This is a genomic window from Caulobacter sp. GW821-FHT10F06, assembly GCF_058809215.1.
Genome location: NZ_JBXASK010000001.1, coordinates 384,525 through 401,000 on the forward strand (window position 1 = coordinate 384,525; position 16,476 = coordinate 401,000).

Annotated in this window: 17 protein-coding genes and 1 pseudogene; 9 read left to right on the forward strand and 9 right to left on the reverse strand. The window is 62.8% G+C overall.

The annotated features are described in order from the left end of the window. Positions 1–78: 78 nt before the first annotated feature. The 4 genes from AC1RUS_RS01750 to AC1RUS_RS01765 all read right to left on the reverse strand — a co-directional run bounded on the left by AC1RUS_RS01750 (position 79) and on the right by AC1RUS_RS01765 (position 3,591). A complete protein-coding gene (locus AC1RUS_RS01750; protein ID WP_492912406.1) occupies positions 79–1,560 on the reverse strand; it encodes a hypothetical protein in 1,482 nt (493 codons plus the stop codon). 131 nt (positions 1,561–1,691) lie between these two features. Beyond that, complete coding sequence (locus tag AC1RUS_RS01755) at positions 1,692–2,036, reverse strand: hypothetical protein (RefSeq protein WP_492912408.1); 345 nt, start codon at positions 2,034–2,036, stop codon at positions 1,692–1,694. A gap of 74 nt (positions 2,037–2,110) precedes the next feature. After that, positions 2,111–2,908 (reverse strand): helix-turn-helix domain-containing protein, encoded by a 798-nt coding sequence (locus AC1RUS_RS01760; RefSeq protein ID WP_492912410.1) that lies wholly within the window; start codon positions 2,906–2,908, stop codon positions 2,111–2,113. Between the two features lie 350 nt (positions 2,909–3,258). Next, positions 3,259–3,591 carry a hypothetical protein gene (locus tag AC1RUS_RS01765; RefSeq protein ID WP_492912412.1) on the reverse strand — a complete coding sequence of 111 codons (333 nt, stop codon included), beginning with the start codon at positions 3,589–3,591 and terminating at the stop codon, positions 3,259–3,261. Between the two features lie 288 nt (positions 3,592–3,879). Between AC1RUS_RS01765 and AC1RUS_RS01770 the strand changes: the two genes are divergently transcribed. The 7 genes and pseudogenes from AC1RUS_RS01770 to AC1RUS_RS01800 form a co-directional block, all read left to right on the forward strand. After that, positions 3,880–4,371 (forward strand): phage regulatory CII family protein, encoded by a 492-nt coding sequence (locus AC1RUS_RS01770; protein ID WP_492912414.1) that lies wholly within the window; start codon positions 3,880–3,882, stop codon positions 4,369–4,371. Further along, the gene (locus AC1RUS_RS01775) at positions 4,368–4,682 is read left to right on the forward strand and encodes a hypothetical protein (protein ID WP_492912416.1); all 315 of its coding nucleotides are present in this window, start codon (positions 4,368–4,370) and stop codon (positions 4,680–4,682) included. Before AC1RUS_RS01770 ends, AC1RUS_RS01775 begins: the two co-directional genes overlap by 4 nt. Before the next feature lie 7 nt (positions 4,683–4,689). Continuing rightward, a complete protein-coding gene (locus tag AC1RUS_RS01780; protein WP_492912418.1) occupies positions 4,690–5,673 on the forward strand; it encodes a hypothetical protein in 984 nt (327 codons plus the stop codon). Then, on the forward strand, positions 5,670–6,443 hold the full coding sequence (locus tag AC1RUS_RS01785; protein WP_492912420.1) for a hypothetical protein: 774 nt from the start codon (positions 5,670–5,672) through the stop codon (positions 6,441–6,443). Before AC1RUS_RS01780 ends, AC1RUS_RS01785 begins: the two co-directional genes overlap by 4 nt. A 24-nt stretch (positions 6,444–6,467) precedes the next feature. After that, positions 6,468–7,034, forward strand: coding sequence for a hypothetical protein (locus AC1RUS_RS01790; protein WP_492912422.1), 567 nt, complete (start codon positions 6,468–6,470; stop codon positions 7,032–7,034). A gap of 34 nt (positions 7,035–7,068) precedes the next feature. Further along, on the forward strand, positions 7,069–8,028 hold the full coding sequence (locus AC1RUS_RS01795; RefSeq protein WP_492912424.1) for a hypothetical protein: 960 nt from the start codon (positions 7,069–7,071) through the stop codon (positions 8,026–8,028). A 105-nt stretch (positions 8,029–8,133) separates the two neighbouring features. Continuing rightward, a pseudogene (locus AC1RUS_RS01800) lies at positions 8,134–8,295 on the forward strand (IS1595 family transposase); the annotation flags it as partial. Here AC1RUS_RS01800 and AC1RUS_RS01805 read toward each other — a convergent pair. Together AC1RUS_RS01805 and AC1RUS_RS01810 are read right to left on the reverse strand one after the other, a co-directional pair. Beyond that, complete coding sequence (locus tag AC1RUS_RS01805) at positions 8,292–9,131, reverse strand: KilA-N domain-containing protein (protein ID WP_492912426.1); 840 nt, start codon at positions 9,129–9,131, stop codon at positions 8,292–8,294. The pseudogene AC1RUS_RS01800 and the gene AC1RUS_RS01805 overlap by 4 nt on opposite strands. 573 nt (positions 9,132–9,704) lie before the next feature. Continuing rightward, positions 9,705–10,229, reverse strand: a complete 525-nt coding sequence (locus AC1RUS_RS01810) for a hypothetical protein (protein WP_492912428.1) — start codon at positions 10,227–10,229, stop codon at positions 9,705–9,707. 311 nt (positions 10,230–10,540) lie between these two features. On the opposite strand from AC1RUS_RS01810, the gene AC1RUS_RS01815 reads away from it, so the two are divergent. Together AC1RUS_RS01815 and AC1RUS_RS01820 are read left to right on the forward strand one after the other, a co-directional pair. Further along, a complete protein-coding gene (locus AC1RUS_RS01815) occupies positions 10,541–11,026 on the forward strand; it encodes a hypothetical protein (RefSeq protein ID WP_492912430.1) in 486 nt (161 codons plus the stop codon). A 72-nt stretch (positions 11,027–11,098) separates the two neighbouring features. Further along, complete coding sequence (locus tag AC1RUS_RS01820) at positions 11,099–11,587, forward strand: hypothetical protein (protein WP_492912432.1); 489 nt, start codon at positions 11,099–11,101, stop codon at positions 11,585–11,587. Between the two features lie 100 nt (positions 11,588–11,687). Here AC1RUS_RS01820 and AC1RUS_RS01825 read toward each other — a convergent pair whose 3' ends face one another. From AC1RUS_RS01825 to AC1RUS_RS01835, 3 genes are all read right to left on the reverse strand, one after another. Beyond that, the gene (locus AC1RUS_RS01825) at positions 11,688–13,358 is read right to left on the reverse strand and encodes a recombinase family protein (RefSeq protein WP_492912434.1); all 1,671 of its coding nucleotides are present in this window, start codon (positions 13,356–13,358) and stop codon (positions 11,688–11,690) included. Positions 13,359–13,614: 256 nt separating this feature from the next. After that, entirely contained in the window at positions 13,615–15,099 is a 1,485-nt protein-coding gene (locus AC1RUS_RS01830) for a hypothetical protein (RefSeq protein WP_492912436.1), read from the reverse strand. Positions 15,100–15,252: 153 nt separating this feature from the next. Next, on the reverse strand, positions 15,253–16,440 hold the full coding sequence (locus AC1RUS_RS01835; protein WP_492912438.1) for a helix-turn-helix transcriptional regulator: 1,188 nt from the start codon (positions 16,438–16,440) through the stop codon (positions 15,253–15,255). Positions 16,441–16,476: the final 36 nt, after the last annotated feature.

Sequence of the window (16,476 nt, forward strand, 5' to 3'; positions counted from 1 at the left end):
TCGTTGAAGCGGCGATCCTGACTATTCTTCCGTTGCTGTCGCCACCGGCCATGGCGACCGGCGGCTCAGCGATATTCGTTACTCAGCGGCGAGGGGAGCGGCGCCGTTGAGCGCCAAGCCGAGATTGAGAGGATAGCTATCGCCCTTGGTGTGGGCGGCGAGGCGCGCGGCGACCCAGGCAGCGGTGACGGCCTTCCGTCCCGCGATGATCTGCGGCTCGCGACCCAAGAACAGCGCTTTCACGTCGCCGATCAGGGCGCGCACCAGCTGCCATTCGTAGTCGGTGAAGTCCTCGCTAGCTTCAGTCGGACCAAACCGCTCCACCAGGTGCGCACGAGCCAAGGCGCCGGCGATGGTCTGTGGGCGTTGCTCCAGCAGCTTGTCGATGATCTTGCCCGACGCTTCACATTTCTCCTGGGCACCGCGATCATCGTCGACCAGGGTGAGAGCGACCATTTGTTCGTGCAGGTCGGCGGCTTCAGCGGCAGCCAGGACGAAGTCGTGGTCAGCCAGATTGTGATCCGTGCTCGGTGGCGTTGGCATGCGGCTGAAGCGCGCCATCGCTTTTGCCATGTACTGGCTGGCGAAGAGTACTTCTTCCTCCCAGCCCGACGTGTAGGTGGTCAGGTCGATTCCATAGAACCCGAGATAGGCGGCGACCGCGGCGTGGGCGTCTGCCAGCGTTTCAACCTCTACTTCAAGGACGGCCTCCCGGAGGCGATCGAGGGTCCTCCGCGCGTCAATCCAGATCTCATCGAGCAAGGCTGCGGCTGTCTCGGCTTCATCGTGCTTCGCCGCCAAGGTGGCGAGGGCGACGTCATGCTCGGCTAGGGCTGCAATCAGCGGCGCGGCCGCCTCCGCGTCGCCGTCCACGTGAGCCATGATCATCTCGACGGAACCCAATTCCGTGAAGGTCTGAACCGGCCGCGTGCCGTGCATCTTCGGCAGATCCTCGGGCACGATGAGGCAGCGCGGCGTGATGCCGGGGTTGTCGTAGGCGCGCTTGGCAGCCGAAGCTGCGTCTTCCGCCTTCCCAGCTGCCTCCTGTGCGGGCTGCTCCACATCTCTCTCATAGGCGTGTGCCGCGCTGATCGCCGCTGCCAGCGCCGCGCTTCCGACCTGCGTCATTTGCGGGACGAAAAGCCACTGACCGTTGGGCGGAATAGGCCCTTCGCCCCGGCTGTTAGCCCACCGCCGCAGGCACGCCGTGACGTCAGCCAGCAGCGGGTCGAGGACAGAGGCTTCGTAGTACAATCCTTCGCGATTGACTTGGGCCGCCAGAGCGACTTTCGCGACCGCATCGTCGAGCGAGGCGCAGCTCGACTCGAGGATCAGCTCGGTCAGGCGAGCAGCACGCTCGCAGGCCAAGTCGATCGCCTTCTGATCGCCTTCACCAAGCAGGTCCGCTCCGGCAATCACCGAATTGCGCTCGTGCAGTAGGTCGAGCAGCTCCTGGGATTTGGGCTCGCCGAGCGCGTCAGCGAGGGCTCTAGCGGCGGCGTTGCCGGGCGCGATCGAATTGTCGTCGTCGCCGGTGGTGATTTTGCTGATCGCGTTCATGTCAGTCTCCTCGGTTGTGGAGGGGTCGCGGCCGGGCATCGGTCAGATGCTCCACAGGCCGGCAGCCAGGGCGCCGACAACGGCGGCCGCGGCGAGGAAGGCCGGCAGGCGGCGGATGACGGCGACGGCGCTCATTCGGCGGCCATGGCGTAGGCGCCGGCCAGAGCGGCCTCGATTTCAGCGGAGCGGACGGTGTTGACCTCGGCCATGGCGGCGCGTCGCGCGGCGATAAAGTCAGTCAGGGCGGCGGCCTTGGCAGGAGCCAGCTCGGCGGGAACTTCGTAGGCCAGCGCGAACGCCATGGCCTGGGAGATCGTCAGGTTGTTGGAGACGAACCAATCGACCCGCTTCCCAGCCGCGAACAGTCGGTCCTGGGCCTGTTCAACCGGAGTCTTGGCCAGCGCCGCAGCAAGCGCCGCACGCTGAGCCGGGGAGCGCATATCGAACGCCGCGAAGATTTGGACTTGGCTGGCCATAGCGGCGCGCTCCATCTCGTGATGGAGGTATGTTGCAGTTTTACCAACAGTACGTCAATGTGTCGTTGCGGTTTTTACGACACCTTTTCGGCAAACGCTTGGCGAGCCGTCAGGTCCCCTAGATTCATAAACTCCTTGGCTGTCGACCCGTCGAAGCCCGTTGCAATTGCATGCAGTTGCCCTGATGAAATCAAGCCGAACATTGTTCTATTTACAGCAAGCCGGTCCCCAGGCTTCGCTCCGGTAATTTCAATATTATCCAAGTAGAATTGGTTAAAATCATCTTCCCCTGGATCGGGCAAAGATTTCAGATGATTATATGTTCTTGAAAGCTCACGATACTGCGGCAGAAACGTTGTCGGAAATGCATTTAAACACACCAGTAGCCCTGAAAGAAAATCAATGTTCCTTCCAGCCCAGTGACCAATCAGCATCTGAGAAAGGCCATCCAAGTTTTGATTGGGAACCGATCTCAAGAGCAGCTCAAACATTAAATCTGCCCAGGTTTCGAACGTCGCTTCAATAAACTCCATATCATCGCCAGACGCTGAAGCTTCAATGATTTTGATGAAGTTCACTCGCTTGGCCACTGCATCCGGTACGTCCATTGCCGAAATGCGGTCCTGATGGGGTCGGTCAGACCGGAATTCCATCTCATCTGGAGTTTCTGTAGCGCGCAAATATTTATCTATAGCTGCGCTTTCCTCTACCTTGAGGGCGCGTTTGCCTTGGATTATTCTTGTAATCGCTCCCTTGTCGACGCCCATGTAGGCAGCGAGGGCAGTCTGCGAGCGACCTGGTGCTTTTAGCAGCCGGCCGAGCCAAGCCATATCGGGGCGTTGCGGTTTCAGCGTCATACGATCTTGAAGCATCACGGCATCAGAAGTGCCATGACGAAAAACGCAACTTGATTGACGTTGACAAAACTGCAACAACATTGTGGATGGAACCTGCAGCTTCGATCCTTACACAGTGTGGTGGCGCGAGTGCAGTAGCTCGCTGGCTCGATATCGACCGCACGACGGTGTGGCGCTGGACGCAGCCCAAAGTCAGCGGCGGCACGGGCGGCCTGATACCAGCGAAGCACCAATCCGAGCTTCTGCGGAGAGCGAAAGCAGAGGGATTCGGCCTATTGCCCAGCGCCTTTTTTGAGGCTGCGGCGACAGTCGCTGAGTGACGATATGGCGTCCTCAGAAAAAGGCCGCGCTTCACAATGGCCCACTCAGTGCGAAGCATCATTGGCGTCGGCGTCGGGCTCGTCGTCGGGCTCGTCGACGATGGCCTCGGCCACAATCCTATGGGCGGCTAGCAGGGTTGCGACCAGCATCCAGGTCTCCGTGTCCTCGGCCGAGGTGTCGACGCTGGTAAAGCCATCGTCCAGCTCCTCCTCGATCGCAAAGCGAAGCGGGTCGAACCCGCTGTCCTCGCAGCGGAGAAAATCGAAGTCCAAGAGCAGCTTGAAGACCAAGACCAGTGCGCTGACTTCGATCAGCAGCGGCGATATCATCCCTTCGAGCCTATCGAGGCGCTGCTTGGTTGTGCCAGGCATCGGCATGTCAATCTCGCAGGCGGGCTGCGGCCCACCGCCTGAGAGCCAGGATCGCGTCTCGTCGCTTGGCCTCCGCGACTGCGGACCACGTTGCCCGCCGTGCCGGGTCGAGGATCGACGCACGTCGGCAGGCGCCGGCAGCGATGGCGCAATCAATGGCTTCCAGGAGTTCGGCCGCGCTATCGCCGTCGATCTCCAACTCGGCTTCGGGTCTGGTGCTGTGCATGGCCGCAACATCGGCGGCGCCGTGGCGTCCGTCGCCCCGAACGGAAAACCTGGTTTCGGGGAGATCCAATGACAGGATTCAATCCCACCAAACCACGACGCCACGGCACTCTGCATGCGGCGCTGTCGAGAGCAATCGACGAGGCCGGCGGGCTGGAGCATGCCGCTGAGCTGATCCAGCGCTCGACGAACTGGCTCTACACCGCCGCCGATCCCGACATTGAACGCCGGAAGAAGGCGACCCTTTCGTACGAGGAGGCGCGCGCGCTCTCCCGATCCGGCGCCACGGCACTGGCTGAAGACCTCGCCCTGCAGGCGGGAGGTGTCTTCCTGCCTCCGATCCCCGCAGAGGCCCCCGCCGCTATCCAGGCTGCCTTGGCGGCCTACGCCAAGGAGTCCGGTGAGGCGTTGTGCGAGCTGATCGCCCGGGTCGGCGACAACGTGTTTGACGAACGGGACGCTGAGGCCTCGCTCAAGGAAATCGACGAGGCCCTACGGGCTCTGATGGGCGTGCGCGCCCTGGCCCTGGCCGCCCAACGCAGGGGGAGGGCCGTCCCGTGACCGATGAAGCCAATGACACCGTGGTCAGCTTGGCGGTCGCCCGAGCGCAGCGGGCTGATATTGAGCTCAGCGCGATCCTTGCTGACGTCTCGCGCCGGTCGCTCCGGGTCCATTCGCTGGTGGACCAAGTGATCGCGGCGCTTGATCAAGACGTTGCTGGCGACGCCACGCTCGAAGTGTGGACCGTCGCAGCGGCTCGACTGGCTGAGCGGATGGGCATAGCGGGCCTCGAGAACCTCACCCAAGCGTACGTGGCGACGCTGAAGCGGGAACTCGCCGAAGACGCCGCTCTGCAGCCTGAACGGCAATGAGCGGGGCATGGCCGATGACTTCACCAAGCAAAAGCTGGAATGGCTCGATCGGGTGGCAACAGACCATCGGATCGGCCACCTGGGTGTCCGTGTCGCGATGATCCTCGCCCGCCATTTCAATCGCAAGACCCTTGAAGCCTGGCCCAGCCACTCGACGCTAGGGGAGGGGGCTGGGGTGTCGTCCCGAGCCATCCAGACGGCGATCGGTGAGCTGCTGACCGCCGGCTATCTGACGGTCGTTCGACCAGGCGCTCGGCAAACGAACCGGTACCGGATCGCGCTGCCCCGACCAGAAGCCAGCTTCCGATCCGAACCTGCTGTGACCGGAAGCAGGCTTCCGATCCAACGCCCCGATGGCCGGAAGTCAGCTTCCGATCGGGTCACCGGAAATGAGCCGGTTGCTATCGGGGGTGACCGGAAGTTTTGCGTCAAGGTGACCGGAAGCAGGCTTCCTACTAACCCTTTGATAGAACCCTTTGATGAGTCTTCGCTTCGCTCAGACTCAGAGTTCGACGTCGACGTCGACGAAGCCGATGTCGCTACGCCAGTCACAGAACTGACGTTCGAGGATCGATCGCTGGCACCGCTCGCGCCTCAACAGCTGGCGCTGATCCCGGCCCTTGCCGTGGCCCGCCAGTCTGTCCGTCGGACCAAGCCGAGCAACTCCGAGCCGACCGCCGTCGAGCTAGCGCAGTTCGAAGCCTGGTGGCGGGTCTACCCGCTACGCAAGGCGCGAGCTCCAGCCCTGACGGTGTTCGTGAAGATCGTCCGCGCCGGGCTCGTTGATCTTGAACTGCTGATGGCCAGGACCGCGGGCTACGCCGCCCAGATCGCCATCACCGGAACGTTCGCGGCCCACGGCGCCACCTGGCTCAACCAGCGTCGCTGGGAAGACGAGCCGTCGCCCACCAATCACCACCCCAATCGCCCGCGCTCTCAGGCCTGGAGCGCGATGGATCAAGCAATCGCCGGCTTCGAGGACGAACGATGACCCAGACACAAGCCGTACCCGCAAATGCTCCCGCAGCGCGTCCACCAGCCCTGTCGAACCGCGCAAGCGGCGCCAAGGCGATCATCGCCGGCGTCAAGGCGGCCGCGGCGCCATTCATCGCGCTGAGCGACGCCATCGCCGCAGCCGAGGTGGATCGCGATTGGCGTGACCGGATGCGGCGGATCACGATGACCTACAACCAGCGCGACAATAGTCTCGACGCCTGGACGCTTCGGCATCCGGAGCGGGCCGAAGAGCAGTGTGCAGCCCTCCAGCGCTGGATTGACCAGGCGCCCGACGTAGCACGTCTCGGCAAGTGCGCCGGGGACTACGAGGCAGTGAACGTGCCGGCCAAGACGAACCAGGTCCGCTCGATCGTTTCCCTGATGATCGACTGCTTCCCAAATGCGCGGCCGCATTCGCCGGAGGTCTATTTTGAGGTGCTCGTGGATCGCGTCGCCGAGGGCGGTTACGCGCTCACCGACGTGGCGCGCGCCTACGAGAAAATCACCAGCACCTCGAAATTTCCGCCGTCGGCCGCGGAGTTCATGGAGGCGTGCGAGGCGGCGCGTTCCGAGGGCCGGGCGGCCCTTCACCACGCTCGGCAAATGGCGGGCGCTGTCGAGAAAGCTCAAGCCGCTTTGGAGGACGCGAAAGCGCGGGGTCCGATGGTTCGAACTGAAGCCGGCCTGGCCGATGTGGGCGCTGGCTCGGATGTGGCGGCGCTTCGAAGGGGCGTCGCTGATCTCCCCGCCATGCCCACCCATTAGCTAGCTCGTCAGACAGGAGCCGACATGCGTCGACTGAGAGACTTCGCCGCTATCACCGCACTCGAGGCGTATGCGGTCCTTAATCCGAAGGTCCACTACGATGATGACCCCCGCTTTGGCCAAGCGTCGTTGCGGCTGTTTGGCGTCACGAAGGCGCAAGTCGAGGCCTGGATCGAAGGCGAAGCTTATCGTCGGCTGTGGGCCGGTGGCGATGCCCCGACCGACGAAGCTTACGAGACCTATTGGTCAGAGATAACCGCGCGCCGGGCGGAGATTACCGGCGGCGAAGACCGAGACCTCGTGGACGTCTGCAGCGAGTTGGGCTGGGACCTCAGGAACGAATGGGGCTTGCCCCTCGCAGTCGCTCCATCCTTCGACCTGCAGCTATTGGCGGGCATTCGCGGCAAGGCGGGAGCCTCACTGCCTCCGCCGGGCGCCGAGCGGGCGGAGGCATGGGGCAACGAGCTGGCTCGGAAGCCGGTGAGGCGCACTGGCCCTCCTGTGCTGCCTCTAACCGAGGAAGAACGAAGGGAGCGGAATCGAGCTGCGGCCAAGGCAACCACCTGGCGGCCGGAGCCGCGCAGAAAGTGACCCGTCAGTCGCCGAATTCTACAGCGAGCATCTCATGGTGATGAAACGCACTTCCAAGACCGGCCGTCCCCGCACGACCGGCGATCGCTACCCGGGCGGCAAACTGAAGCCGCAGCGGGCCGCGCCCAACGCTAGGGTCGTTGCTCAGCGCCGTGCGCTGCTGGGCTTGAAAGAAGGCGACGGCGTCGACCTGGCCATGGCGGAGAACCCGCTCGACCTGGCCCTGGTCCGGGGCTGGCTGAGCAAGGAGCAGCACGGGGCTGCCCAGCTGTTCATCCGGCTCTACCGCGGAATCCGCATGCCGACGATGAAGGTGTCCCGAGACGCCTCCGACCTCGCAACACAGGTGCCTTCGCCGGTCGCCCAGCTGTTCTCCCCGATGGCGAAGGACGGCGTCATGCTGCCGAGCGACGCTGAGCTGTTCGACGCGGTCGAGAAAGCCGTGACCGACTTCAACGCCGGCCGCATCACGCCTGCGCAGTACAGCGCCGCCCTGGCAAAGGCCGACAAGGCGTATCTGGGCGCCAAGATGAACTGGGCGAACATGCCGTCGGCTGACGTGGCCAGGCTGTTCGACGCCGTGGTGATGGCTGGGGCGCCGGCGTCCGGCCCGGCGTCGTCAGACCTGCCGACCGTGCCGGATCTCCTCCGCGAGCTCTGGACGGTCCTGACGAAGGATCAGGCGCGCGAGCTGTTCTCGGTCTGCGTCCAGAGCTCCTGGCCTCAGTGGATCGTGCGCCGGGTCAGCGGCGAGGCCGTGCCTGAGGGGTGCCGTCGTCGTCAGCGGCTACTCCAGGACGGGCTGGACAGGATTACGGCTCACATGAAGGCGAGCAGGGCCCAGCCATCGGCGGCGTCCCCCGCTGTCGAGGGGGGGAGGGGCGGGCCGCGATCTGTTGCTGGCCTCACCGATCATGCCGTCTACGTCGATCCGGAGGGCCGCAAGTTGTTCGAGGTCGAGCGCGTCCGGCGGGTTAGCTGCGGGACAGCCTAGCGGTCTGCCCCTGGAGCCGCTTCGGCACGGCCCCACGCGAGCCGCTCGCCTGCTAGCGAAGCTTTAGCGATCCAGCTGTGCTTGTGTCGGGCGTTGACGCCGCGCCGGATTGAAGGCGCGTACCTGTCGGCCTATGCGAACGAAATGGCGTGGCGCGAGGACCACCGTCGCGTGAGCAACGGTGGTCAGTTTGTCATGATCGTGGATGCCCCGATGTCGGCTCCGGTTTCGCGCCAGTGGAAGGGGTACTGGCAGCGCGCCGCCTAGCCCTCACTGATCTTAGCGCGGCCACGCTCGCGAGCTTCAAGGATGCCGATTGCGTTAGACGCAACAGGCGCCGTGAGCTTGCCCTGCTTGACCTGTGTTTGGAGATAGGTGGGCAGTTTGAACGGCATATAGACCTCGCGCATCCATCTCCGGAATTCGCCAAGGGCATTGTCTGGATAGCAGCAGGCGGTTTGCGGGTTTGAAAGCGCTTGGGGGAAGTAGTGCGGATATTCGTGAGGGTAAGTCGCACTAGATCCGAACTTTCCGTCCAGCCGAAACTCTTTCCAATGCTTGGCCCAGTGCTGACCCACGCTGATATCGAGAAGCATGCGGGTTCCGAAATTCACCCCACCTTTGATCATTGCTCCGTAGATATCGGCGCTCTCCTTGAAAATACCCCAATATCCAGCCGGAACCGCATCGAAAGTGAGGGAAATCCGATCCTCATACTGTTGCCAGACCTTGTCGTCGGGCTTGAGGCCCGACATCCAGTCCATCACCCAGCGCGTGACCTTGATGCGGAAGTCTGCCGAGAGCCATTGTGCGAGATCGATTGCGACCTGCGGATGTACCCAGGTTCCTTGATTGCGTGGATCGCCGCCGGGAGCACCAAGGGTGGTCACCATAAGCTGGGCCTGGGCCACACCCAGGTCCAGAGATAGGGCAGGCAAAAACTCTTTCGTGGCGTTGAGGCGACGGTACTCCGACCACTGCTTCCCAGCGATACGGCACATGGCCGTGGCGTTGATGTAGCCGTCGCTAGCGCGTTGGCTGATGACATCCCCCTGATAAGGGTGGGGGATCAAGGCAAGACTTTGTTGGGCCGGATCGGCCATAAGGAAGTCCTTATGTGAGCCGGAAAGCGGGTTGACCTGCGACTTGGACTCTGGCTTTAAATCGCGTGTTGAAGAGGGGGCACCGGTTTCCGGAGGCTTCGGGGGAGAATCGGCTCGCGGCTAACGAGTCGACCATCCGACACTGACGAAAGCGTTGGCGCGGGGGAAGGCCCGCGTTGCGCGTTTGTTCGCAACAACTCATGAACAAGCACCGCAAGCCCTTGTTTCTTAAGGCGTTGAAGCGACTCAATTTTTTTGAGTTCGCCGCACGGTGCTATTCCGTTAACCGCCACACATACTCGCCGCTGATCTTGTCCGCCGTCCGGGCGATGATCCCAGCGTCTGACCTGAGCCTCAGGGCCTTCCCATGCGCTTGACGGATGTCTGAGCATACGGCGGCCAAGGCGTGCTTACCCACCCGGCGCGCCAGCGTTTCGACTGCTTGGCGCGCCGTCAGCGGCCCGTGCTTATTAAGCTGGGCGATCAGATGCTGGCGGCAGCTCAACTTGTGACAATTTTCTCTTGCGTTGGCTGCGCAACCCCTTCCGAGGCGGTGTGCGAAATCTCGCCAGGCTATCGATCGAGCGGCGGTTTGGGCAGAGGAAGCTCAAGCTCGACGTCGGAGTCCGTGTAGGCGGTCACCGTCTGGCCCTTGTTGATCTCAAGGTCCTTGCCGCGCTTAAGCAACCCGAGGGGGCCGAACAGCACGGTCAGTACGACTGTGGTTCCGACGCGGCCATCGCCCTCGCCAGCCTTCGTGCCGCGCAGGCGGATCTTCTGATCGCCGACCTTGATGTAATCGAACCGCACGTTCAGTTCGCCGGCCTGGCCCATGGCCTTTCGCTTTTTCGCGTGTGTGACCTCGCCGGCGCCCACGAAGCCTTCGGGGATCGATTTTCCCGGGCCGATATCGATCGACTCGCCATTCGATATCGAGAAGCGGTCGCCGGCCTTCGCAGTCGCGGACGTGAGCGCATCTTCGAACTTTACGACGACCTCGGTCCCCTCAGGGACTTTGAACGTCTCGGCCTGGCTCACAGCAGGAATGGTCGCGCAAAGCACGGCCCAGGCGGTCACAACCGCCATCGACTTCTTCATTGGTGTTTCCCCCGGCCACTCCCCCTGAGCAGCCAAGCACGACCATAGGGCGTCTGCTCGCTAACAATCAACTGTTCAGCTTGTCGGGGAGGGGGCGCATCTTGGCTGCAGCGGCACAGTTCGGCGCTGACGGGTTCTCGCTGCGCAAATGCTCGAAAGGGGATGGCGGTCCGTGGGCGATGAGCGCCAGGCGGTCTGTCCAGCCCCTCGACGATGGATTGCCGGAAGCCGTCCTCACGAAGGTCGGGGAAGGGTGGTTCGCAGGCGCTGCCTTCTCCGGTACGACTAAACCCCGAACTGGGGCGCGCCATATGAAGCGAATGATTGCAGGCACCCTCGGTGCGATGATCGCAACGGTGCTCGTTGCCGCTGGCGCGAAGGCGGAGGAGGTCGACTTGTTTCTTCGATGCGATGGCAGCGCCACCCACACCGCAACGGACACCACTTACGCCGACGTTTCCAACGACTCTGGAGATGCCGCTTCAGCTACCGCCACGACGTTTCGCAAGGAACGCTTCAGCGAACGGGTGCTACTCGACCTCAAGCCAGACGGTGGCCGTATTCGCGTCCCAAAGTCGATGCTGCCACCCCTCAACAACGGTGGCAAAGAGGGCTGGTGGTCGCTCTCAGACGTCAACGTGTCGGATACTAGCATTACTGCTCGCTTTCGTCTGAACCCTATCAATAGGCCCACTATTCGCATCGACCGGAGTACTGGCGACATCGACATGGGCGGATTCGGCATAACGTTTCGAGGCACCTGCGAACGTCAGGACCGCGCCGAACGTAAGTTCTGACCGGCGGAAATCGGACATTCCAACGATCTGGAAAGGGTGGAAAGCGGTCGTTCGCTCAGCTACCGAAGATGTATGAGTCACCACATCAACGCGGTCGTTGGGCCCGCCGAAGCCTTGGCAAAGATCGTCGCGGCAGGGGGCTCTTCGCCTCTGACGGAACTGCCGTTCGATCTAGCCATTGCCCCGCTAGGCCACGAGCAGATCGACAAGCTCACCCGCCTTGAGGTGAGCGAGGTGGCTGAGGGTTTTCGGTATCTTTCGCCAGCGCTCGAACGCGGACTTCTAGAAGCTGCCGAGGGTGCGAGCTTCGCCTACATCGAGACCGAATACTTCGGCGGGGTGGGGTATCAGGCGGCTGCGATCTTTTCCCCACCACAGTCGGTGACTCGCTTGGCAGAGGCAGAGACCAATAAGTCCGCCGGGCCTGAGAGCCCGATTAACCGCGCGCTGCGCTTCTTAGGGGTGCGATCGAGCACTGGGCAGGACGAGTTCGACACCCTCGGATTGGGACGCTTCCGTGACCTAGAAGCCCTTGGTCTGGATGAATGGGGCGAAGAATAACTTCCTCCAAGGTCCGACAAGGGTCGGCAGCGGAAATGACATCCGCGCCCGAAGCTAGACGTCGGAACACTGTGAGGAGCGGACCGTCAGTTCAGAGCGGCTAACGGCGCGGACTGATCCAATTCTGCTTCGACACGCCATTGTACCTGTCCTGTGACGCTCGGCAGATGTCGGACCAGTTCGCGTGCCATCCTGCTGCCTCGTAGGCCGCGAAGATCGAGCCAAAGCGCCGACGGTAGTAAGAGAAGGTCGGCATAGCCGGGTCGGACTGAATCAGCCGCTCGTTGAGATAGCCATGCTTGCGGAGTAGCCGTCTCAGCATGGTGGTCATCTCGTCCAGCGTAAGGCGCTTGCCCCTGGCGTTTTTGAGCACGGACTTTTTCTTTGGCATCGGCGGGCGCGGTGGGGCCGCCCCACGACCGGCACGACGGGCGGCGGCGCTGTTGAGTTCGCTGCGCGTCAGGTTGATGCCGATCCGCTCATACGCTGCCTTCAACGACCCGAAATGCAGCCTCAGGTAATTTACCGAGGGCAGGTTCCGGTCGCGAGCGATGAGCGGACCGGTAAGGTAGCCATGCTCGGCGTGAAGCTGTCGCAGTGCTTCGAGCACGTCCTCTTCGCGGCGGGCGTTGATCGCGCGCCAATGCCAGTGCTCCGGCGCCGGCGTGTAGCCGATCAGCGCGTAGACATGGCTGAGTTTGCCAAAGCGCGCGCGAATCGCCTGCTGGGACGGCAGGTAGGGCGTGGCGCTGATCACGGATGCGTTGAGGCGGCCTTTCTCACGCACGCATCGTTTCAGCCGTTCGAGGATCTCATCGTTGGATAGGAAAATCGGACGGTTTTCCACCCGGGCGCGGGCCTTGCGATAGGCCCGCTCTGACACGACCGGTGGAAAGGTCGCCACCTCGACCCATTCCTCGCGCGGGACGCGCCGCTTGTTGGCTTTGAGGTACTGACTGGTCTTTCCGTAGAAAACGCGGCCGGTGTAGACCTCGGAATCTAGGATCTGCCGAACCCGGCCCTGGTTCCATGGCCCGTTCGGCGGGTGTGGTCTTTCCTGACGGATCAGCTCGCGCGCAATGGCCGTGTGGCCCATGCGCCGGTTGACATAGAGACGGAAGATTTCGCGCACGGTGGCGACCTCCTCCGGCGGGCCATGGATCAGCCTGATGGTGTCGGTATGGATCGCCTTCCTCTCGCCTGGCTCCAGCACCACGCGAACGTTGCCCTCCTTAGTGACGACTTGTCGGCGAAGGCCGAAGGCAACCGTCGGCCCGTTATGCATGCCAAGTTCGGCCTTGTAGCGCTTGGCGCGGCGCAGCTTCTCGGAAAGCTCGCGGCTATATTCACCGGCCATGACCCGCTTGAGGTGCTTGAGAATGGTCGAGGCCGGGGAGCCGTCATTTTCCCATGGCTCTCCGCAATAGCGAAGATCGATCCCAGCCTCGCGACACAGGAATTCATAATGCGCCGCCTGGTCCGGATCCTGAAAGCGACCCCACCGGCTGACATCCAAGACCAGAATGGCGCTATAGTCGGCCCTGCCGCCAACGACATCGGCAAGGAGCGCTTGTAGTCCGGGCCGCCCCTTCAGCGTCAGTCCGCTACGGGCTGCGTCGGGGTAGGTCCGCACGATCTCGAACCCCCGGGTGAGCGCGTAGACTGCGATGGCGGCAGACTGGTTCTCCATCGAATACCGCTGATGCTCGGTCGACATGCGCAGGTACTGCGCGGCGGGGATCAACTGCGGGCCAACGTGATCGTCCGGCATGGCAGTACTCCGTGGTTGGACAGAGCAAGCGGGCCTCGCCTTTCTTGAAAAAGGGAAGGACGTGGGAAGACGTATTTCCGGCAAACCGGTCGTCAGGCGATGGGTTCGCGCTCAAATCTGCGTGAAAACCCAGTGGAGGGGCTGGCACGGTCGGGGGATCGGTTCGTCCGAAGATGGGCGCCGATGCCCGTGAGCGGCCTCGGCGTGCCGCCCCAGCGGACGCCTTCGGCAAAGCAGAGGGCGCAAGTACACGTCCCTACGGCGTGGTCGCTACTCCGCTGCTGGCTTCCGCCGTCATCTCCCGAGCTTTCTTACTGAGCGCGCTATCGTGGGGGCTTTTGGCGAGGGGGGTCAGCACGATCAGAGCCTCGCGCTTTCGGGAGCGAAGCATCAGACCTTCTGCGGCCAGGAGACGATTTTCATCCACCTGAGGCGCCAATTTGAGCGCCGTTAGCAGGGCGGTCAGCGTGTTGTCCGACGGGTAGCCGGGCTCGCCGCGCCGGCTGCGCGCGAACGCCGCCAACGTCTGATAGCGAGCTGGGTTGAGCTTGAACGCCACCACGAGAATATCGCCGGCCTGCGCGTATAGTTCGGCCTGGCGCGCTGGTGTCTTGTCGCCCAGGTTCATCAGCCGATCGGCCTCCAACGCTAGGGCTTCCACGTCATTGGGGTGGGCGGCGAGGCGACGCTTGAGCAACTCGGCTCCGATGGATTGATCGCCGGCGACCACCTCGGCGCGCGCCAGGACCAGCTGCACCGCGTCATCGTCATTGGCGCGAGCCGCCTTCTCACGTACCCGGGCGATCACCTCGGCTTTGCGGGCCTCCGTGATGCCCGTCCTCAGGTCCAGGTCGTCCAGCAGCAGATCCGATTCACCCTTCGATAGCGCCGTGATCGTGACGGACGTCTTTTCAAACTGTGACTTCTTGAACTGCACGTAGGGCATTTGGCCACCGCCGTAGGCGACTAGCCGACGCTCCCAGGCCTCGCCTTTGACGCCCGTCGCGGCCTCCATGGCGGCGACAGACGGCTGGCCTTGGCCGATAGAGACCAAGTAGGCTTGCAATTGCTTGGCGCGCTCGGGATCGCTCAACAGATAATGCGTCAACAGCCAGGACTGGGCGTAAAACAGGCTGGCGCGAGTGGACGGGATGTCGCTGACCCGCTTGGTCAGCACGTCCGCCCACGGCATCCACGGCTGATTGTTCAGCTCGTAGGATCGACCGAAAGGTGCGAAGCCGACCTTGATCGACGAGTCCTCAACGGTCGTGCTCATGAAATACTCGGCGTAGCCTTCCACCAACCAAGCCGGATAGCTGTACGGAAAGTTCTGCAGCATCAGGTGGTGAGCGTATTCGTGCAGCAGGATATAATCATTGTCTGCGCCCGCCAGACCCATGGCGAAGACGTCGCCCTCGCTCGCCGAATAGAATCCGACCGCGCCTTCGACCAGTGTTGGCGAGATGAGACGCAAGGTGGAAGGCTTGTCGACTAGGTAGATCGACAGCTTGCGCGGCGGGGGAGGCGGCCGCTGCAGGCCATAGACTTCCCAAAAGACCGCATCCATCAACTCGATGCGCTCGGCGTAGGCCTTGAGGCTTCTCTCGGAACCCATGCTGTAGATCGTGAAGCGTGGGGTTTCGGCCTTCAACCAGCCGTCGGCATGCGCCGCCCCCGCGACCGACAGCAGAACTGCCACGGCGGCAGCACACGCGACTATGCGTGCAACGAACTTGAACATGCGCGATTCCCCCAGCACGGCGGCAGGCTATCGTTGTCCGGCAAAGCTTCAAGTTGCGATTTCGCGCGCCGCGCGTGCCGCGCGATGGCTCGGCACTACTGGTGGTCCTGGCGGCGCCTCAACCGTGCAACGCGCAGCGGCCGGTGCCAGGTGCTACAAAAGGGGAGCGAGGCGGGCAGCAAGCTCGACCTCCCGATTTACGCCGATCTTGAGAAATATCTGCTTGAGTTGCGTACGCACCGTGGCGACCGAAACGCCTCGCGCGGCGGCGACGTCCTCACGCCTATCGCCGCGCGTAATAGCCAGAGCCACCAGGGCTTCCGCGGGCGTTAGCTGGTACGCTGCCTGAAGAATTGTCCCCGCGTCATTGTGGTCCTTGGCAGTGCGGACCACGACCAACGCGCGCGGTTCGAAATCAAACGTCTCCAGCTTTGCCGGTAGGGGCATTACGTCCGCGACGATCGGGTGCTCGTCAGTGTCGAGCGACCGGAGCACGACTGTGGTCGACCTCGACCTGCGAAGTACGTCGGTGGACCTGCTCGTCGCGCGATATATCGCCAGCTCAAGTCTGGCGCGATCATCGAGCGCGCGGATCCACAGTCGCTTGGCGCGTACGGTCAGCAAAGAGCTGGTCCGCATCACCTCTTCCGCGGCGTCGGTTACGGCTTGAACTCGGCCGTCCGCGTCGAGAACGAACGCGGCGCACGACGCTAGGTCCAGTGCGCCTGCCAGGATGGGCGCGGCTCGCCGTTCCAGCGCCATCTGGAGCACCACTGCCGAGCGGACATGCCCAGCGAGCATTCTAAACGCTGCTTGGTCTGCTGCTGAGGTAGGCCCTGAGCGCTTTGGTCTCAAAACCGCTAGGCCGACAAGTTGGTCGGGTGAACTCAAGAGTGTGGTCTGGCAGCCGTGATCGATCTCGTAGCGAGAGGTCCAATCATCATAGGCGCGACTGAGATGGCCGGTTCCTATCGCGGCATAGTCGCGCTCAGTCACGATCTGTAAGGGGCGGGCTTGAGTGCTAGCGCCTATCCGCCAGTTCACGCGGGGATCGGTGCCGCCTATCGCGTCGAATTCAGGCATTGCTTCGTCGGGAAAGTCGCTGAGCCAATTGAGCGCGACGGAGTCGTCGGCGCTCAAACCGATCAGTTGCCCGCAACTGGATCCAGTTGCACTTGCTAGCCGCCTCAGGGCGCGTGTCCAGCCGTCTCCCGCAAGCGCAGCGGCGTTGAAATCATCTGCTATCTCAAACCACTGACCCTCGCTTTCAATCACCCTAGCCCCTCCCACTGTTGATGATGCGGCTGTCGCGTCGTCAAACGCCAGACCTGGAATGGTCATCCTGGTTGCTTGTTCGATTTTTAAGCTGGCTTTTGG

What these genes read in the sequence shown, in the direction of transcription:
- AC1RUS_RS01790 (WP_492912422.1), top strand. Translation starts at nt 6,468, where the DNA reads ATGCGTCGACTGAGAGACTTCGCCGCTATCACCGCACTCGAGGCGTAT.
- AC1RUS_RS01815 (WP_492912430.1), top strand. Translation starts at nt 10,541, where the DNA reads ATGAAGCGAATGATTGCAGGCACCCTCGGTGCGATGATCGCAACGGTG.
- AC1RUS_RS01765 (WP_492912412.1), bottom strand. Translation starts at nt 3,591, where the DNA reads ATGCCGATGCCTGGCACAACCAAGCAGCGCCTCGATAGGCTCGAAGGG.
- AC1RUS_RS01780 (WP_492912418.1), top strand. Translation starts at nt 4,690, where the DNA reads ATGGCCGATGACTTCACCAAGCAAAAGCTGGAATGGCTCGATCGGGTG.
- AC1RUS_RS01835 (WP_492912438.1), bottom strand. Translation starts at nt 16,440, where the DNA reads ATGACCATTCCAGGTCTGGCGTTTGACGACGCGACAGCCGCATCATCA.
- AC1RUS_RS01830 (WP_492912436.1), bottom strand. Translation starts at nt 15,099, where the DNA reads ATGTTCAAGTTCGTTGCACGCATAGTCGCGTGTGCTGCCGCCGTGGCA.
- AC1RUS_RS01785 (WP_492912420.1), top strand. Translation starts at nt 5,670, where the DNA reads ATGACCCAGACACAAGCCGTACCCGCAAATGCTCCCGCAGCGCGTCCA.
- AC1RUS_RS01750 (WP_492912406.1), bottom strand. Translation starts at nt 1,560, where the DNA reads ATGAACGCGATCAGCAAAATCACCACCGGCGACGACGACAATTCGATC.
- AC1RUS_RS01770 (WP_492912414.1), top strand. Translation starts at nt 3,880, where the DNA reads ATGACAGGATTCAATCCCACCAAACCACGACGCCACGGCACTCTGCAT.
- AC1RUS_RS01810 (WP_492912428.1), bottom strand. Translation starts at nt 10,229, where the DNA reads ATGAAGAAGTCGATGGCGGTTGTGACCGCCTGGGCCGTGCTTTGCGCG.
- AC1RUS_RS01755 (WP_492912408.1), bottom strand. Translation starts at nt 2,036, where the DNA reads ATGGCCAGCCAAGTCCAAATCTTCGCGGCGTTCGATATGCGCTCCCCG.
- AC1RUS_RS01820 (WP_492912432.1), top strand. Translation starts at nt 11,099, where the DNA reads ATGAGTCACCACATCAACGCGGTCGTTGGGCCCGCCGAAGCCTTGGCA.
- AC1RUS_RS01760 (WP_492912410.1), bottom strand. Translation starts at nt 2,908, where the DNA reads ATGCTTCAAGATCGTATGACGCTGAAACCGCAACGCCCCGATATGGCT.
- AC1RUS_RS01805 (WP_492912426.1), bottom strand. Translation starts at nt 9,131, where the DNA reads ATGGCCGATCCGGCCCAACAAAGTCTTGCCTTGATCCCCCACCCTTAT.
- AC1RUS_RS01795 (WP_492912424.1), top strand. Translation starts at nt 7,069, where the DNA reads ATGGTGATGAAACGCACTTCCAAGACCGGCCGTCCCCGCACGACCGGC.
- AC1RUS_RS01825 (WP_492912434.1), bottom strand. Translation starts at nt 13,358, where the DNA reads ATGCCGGACGATCACGTTGGCCCGCAGTTGATCCCCGCCGCGCAGTAC.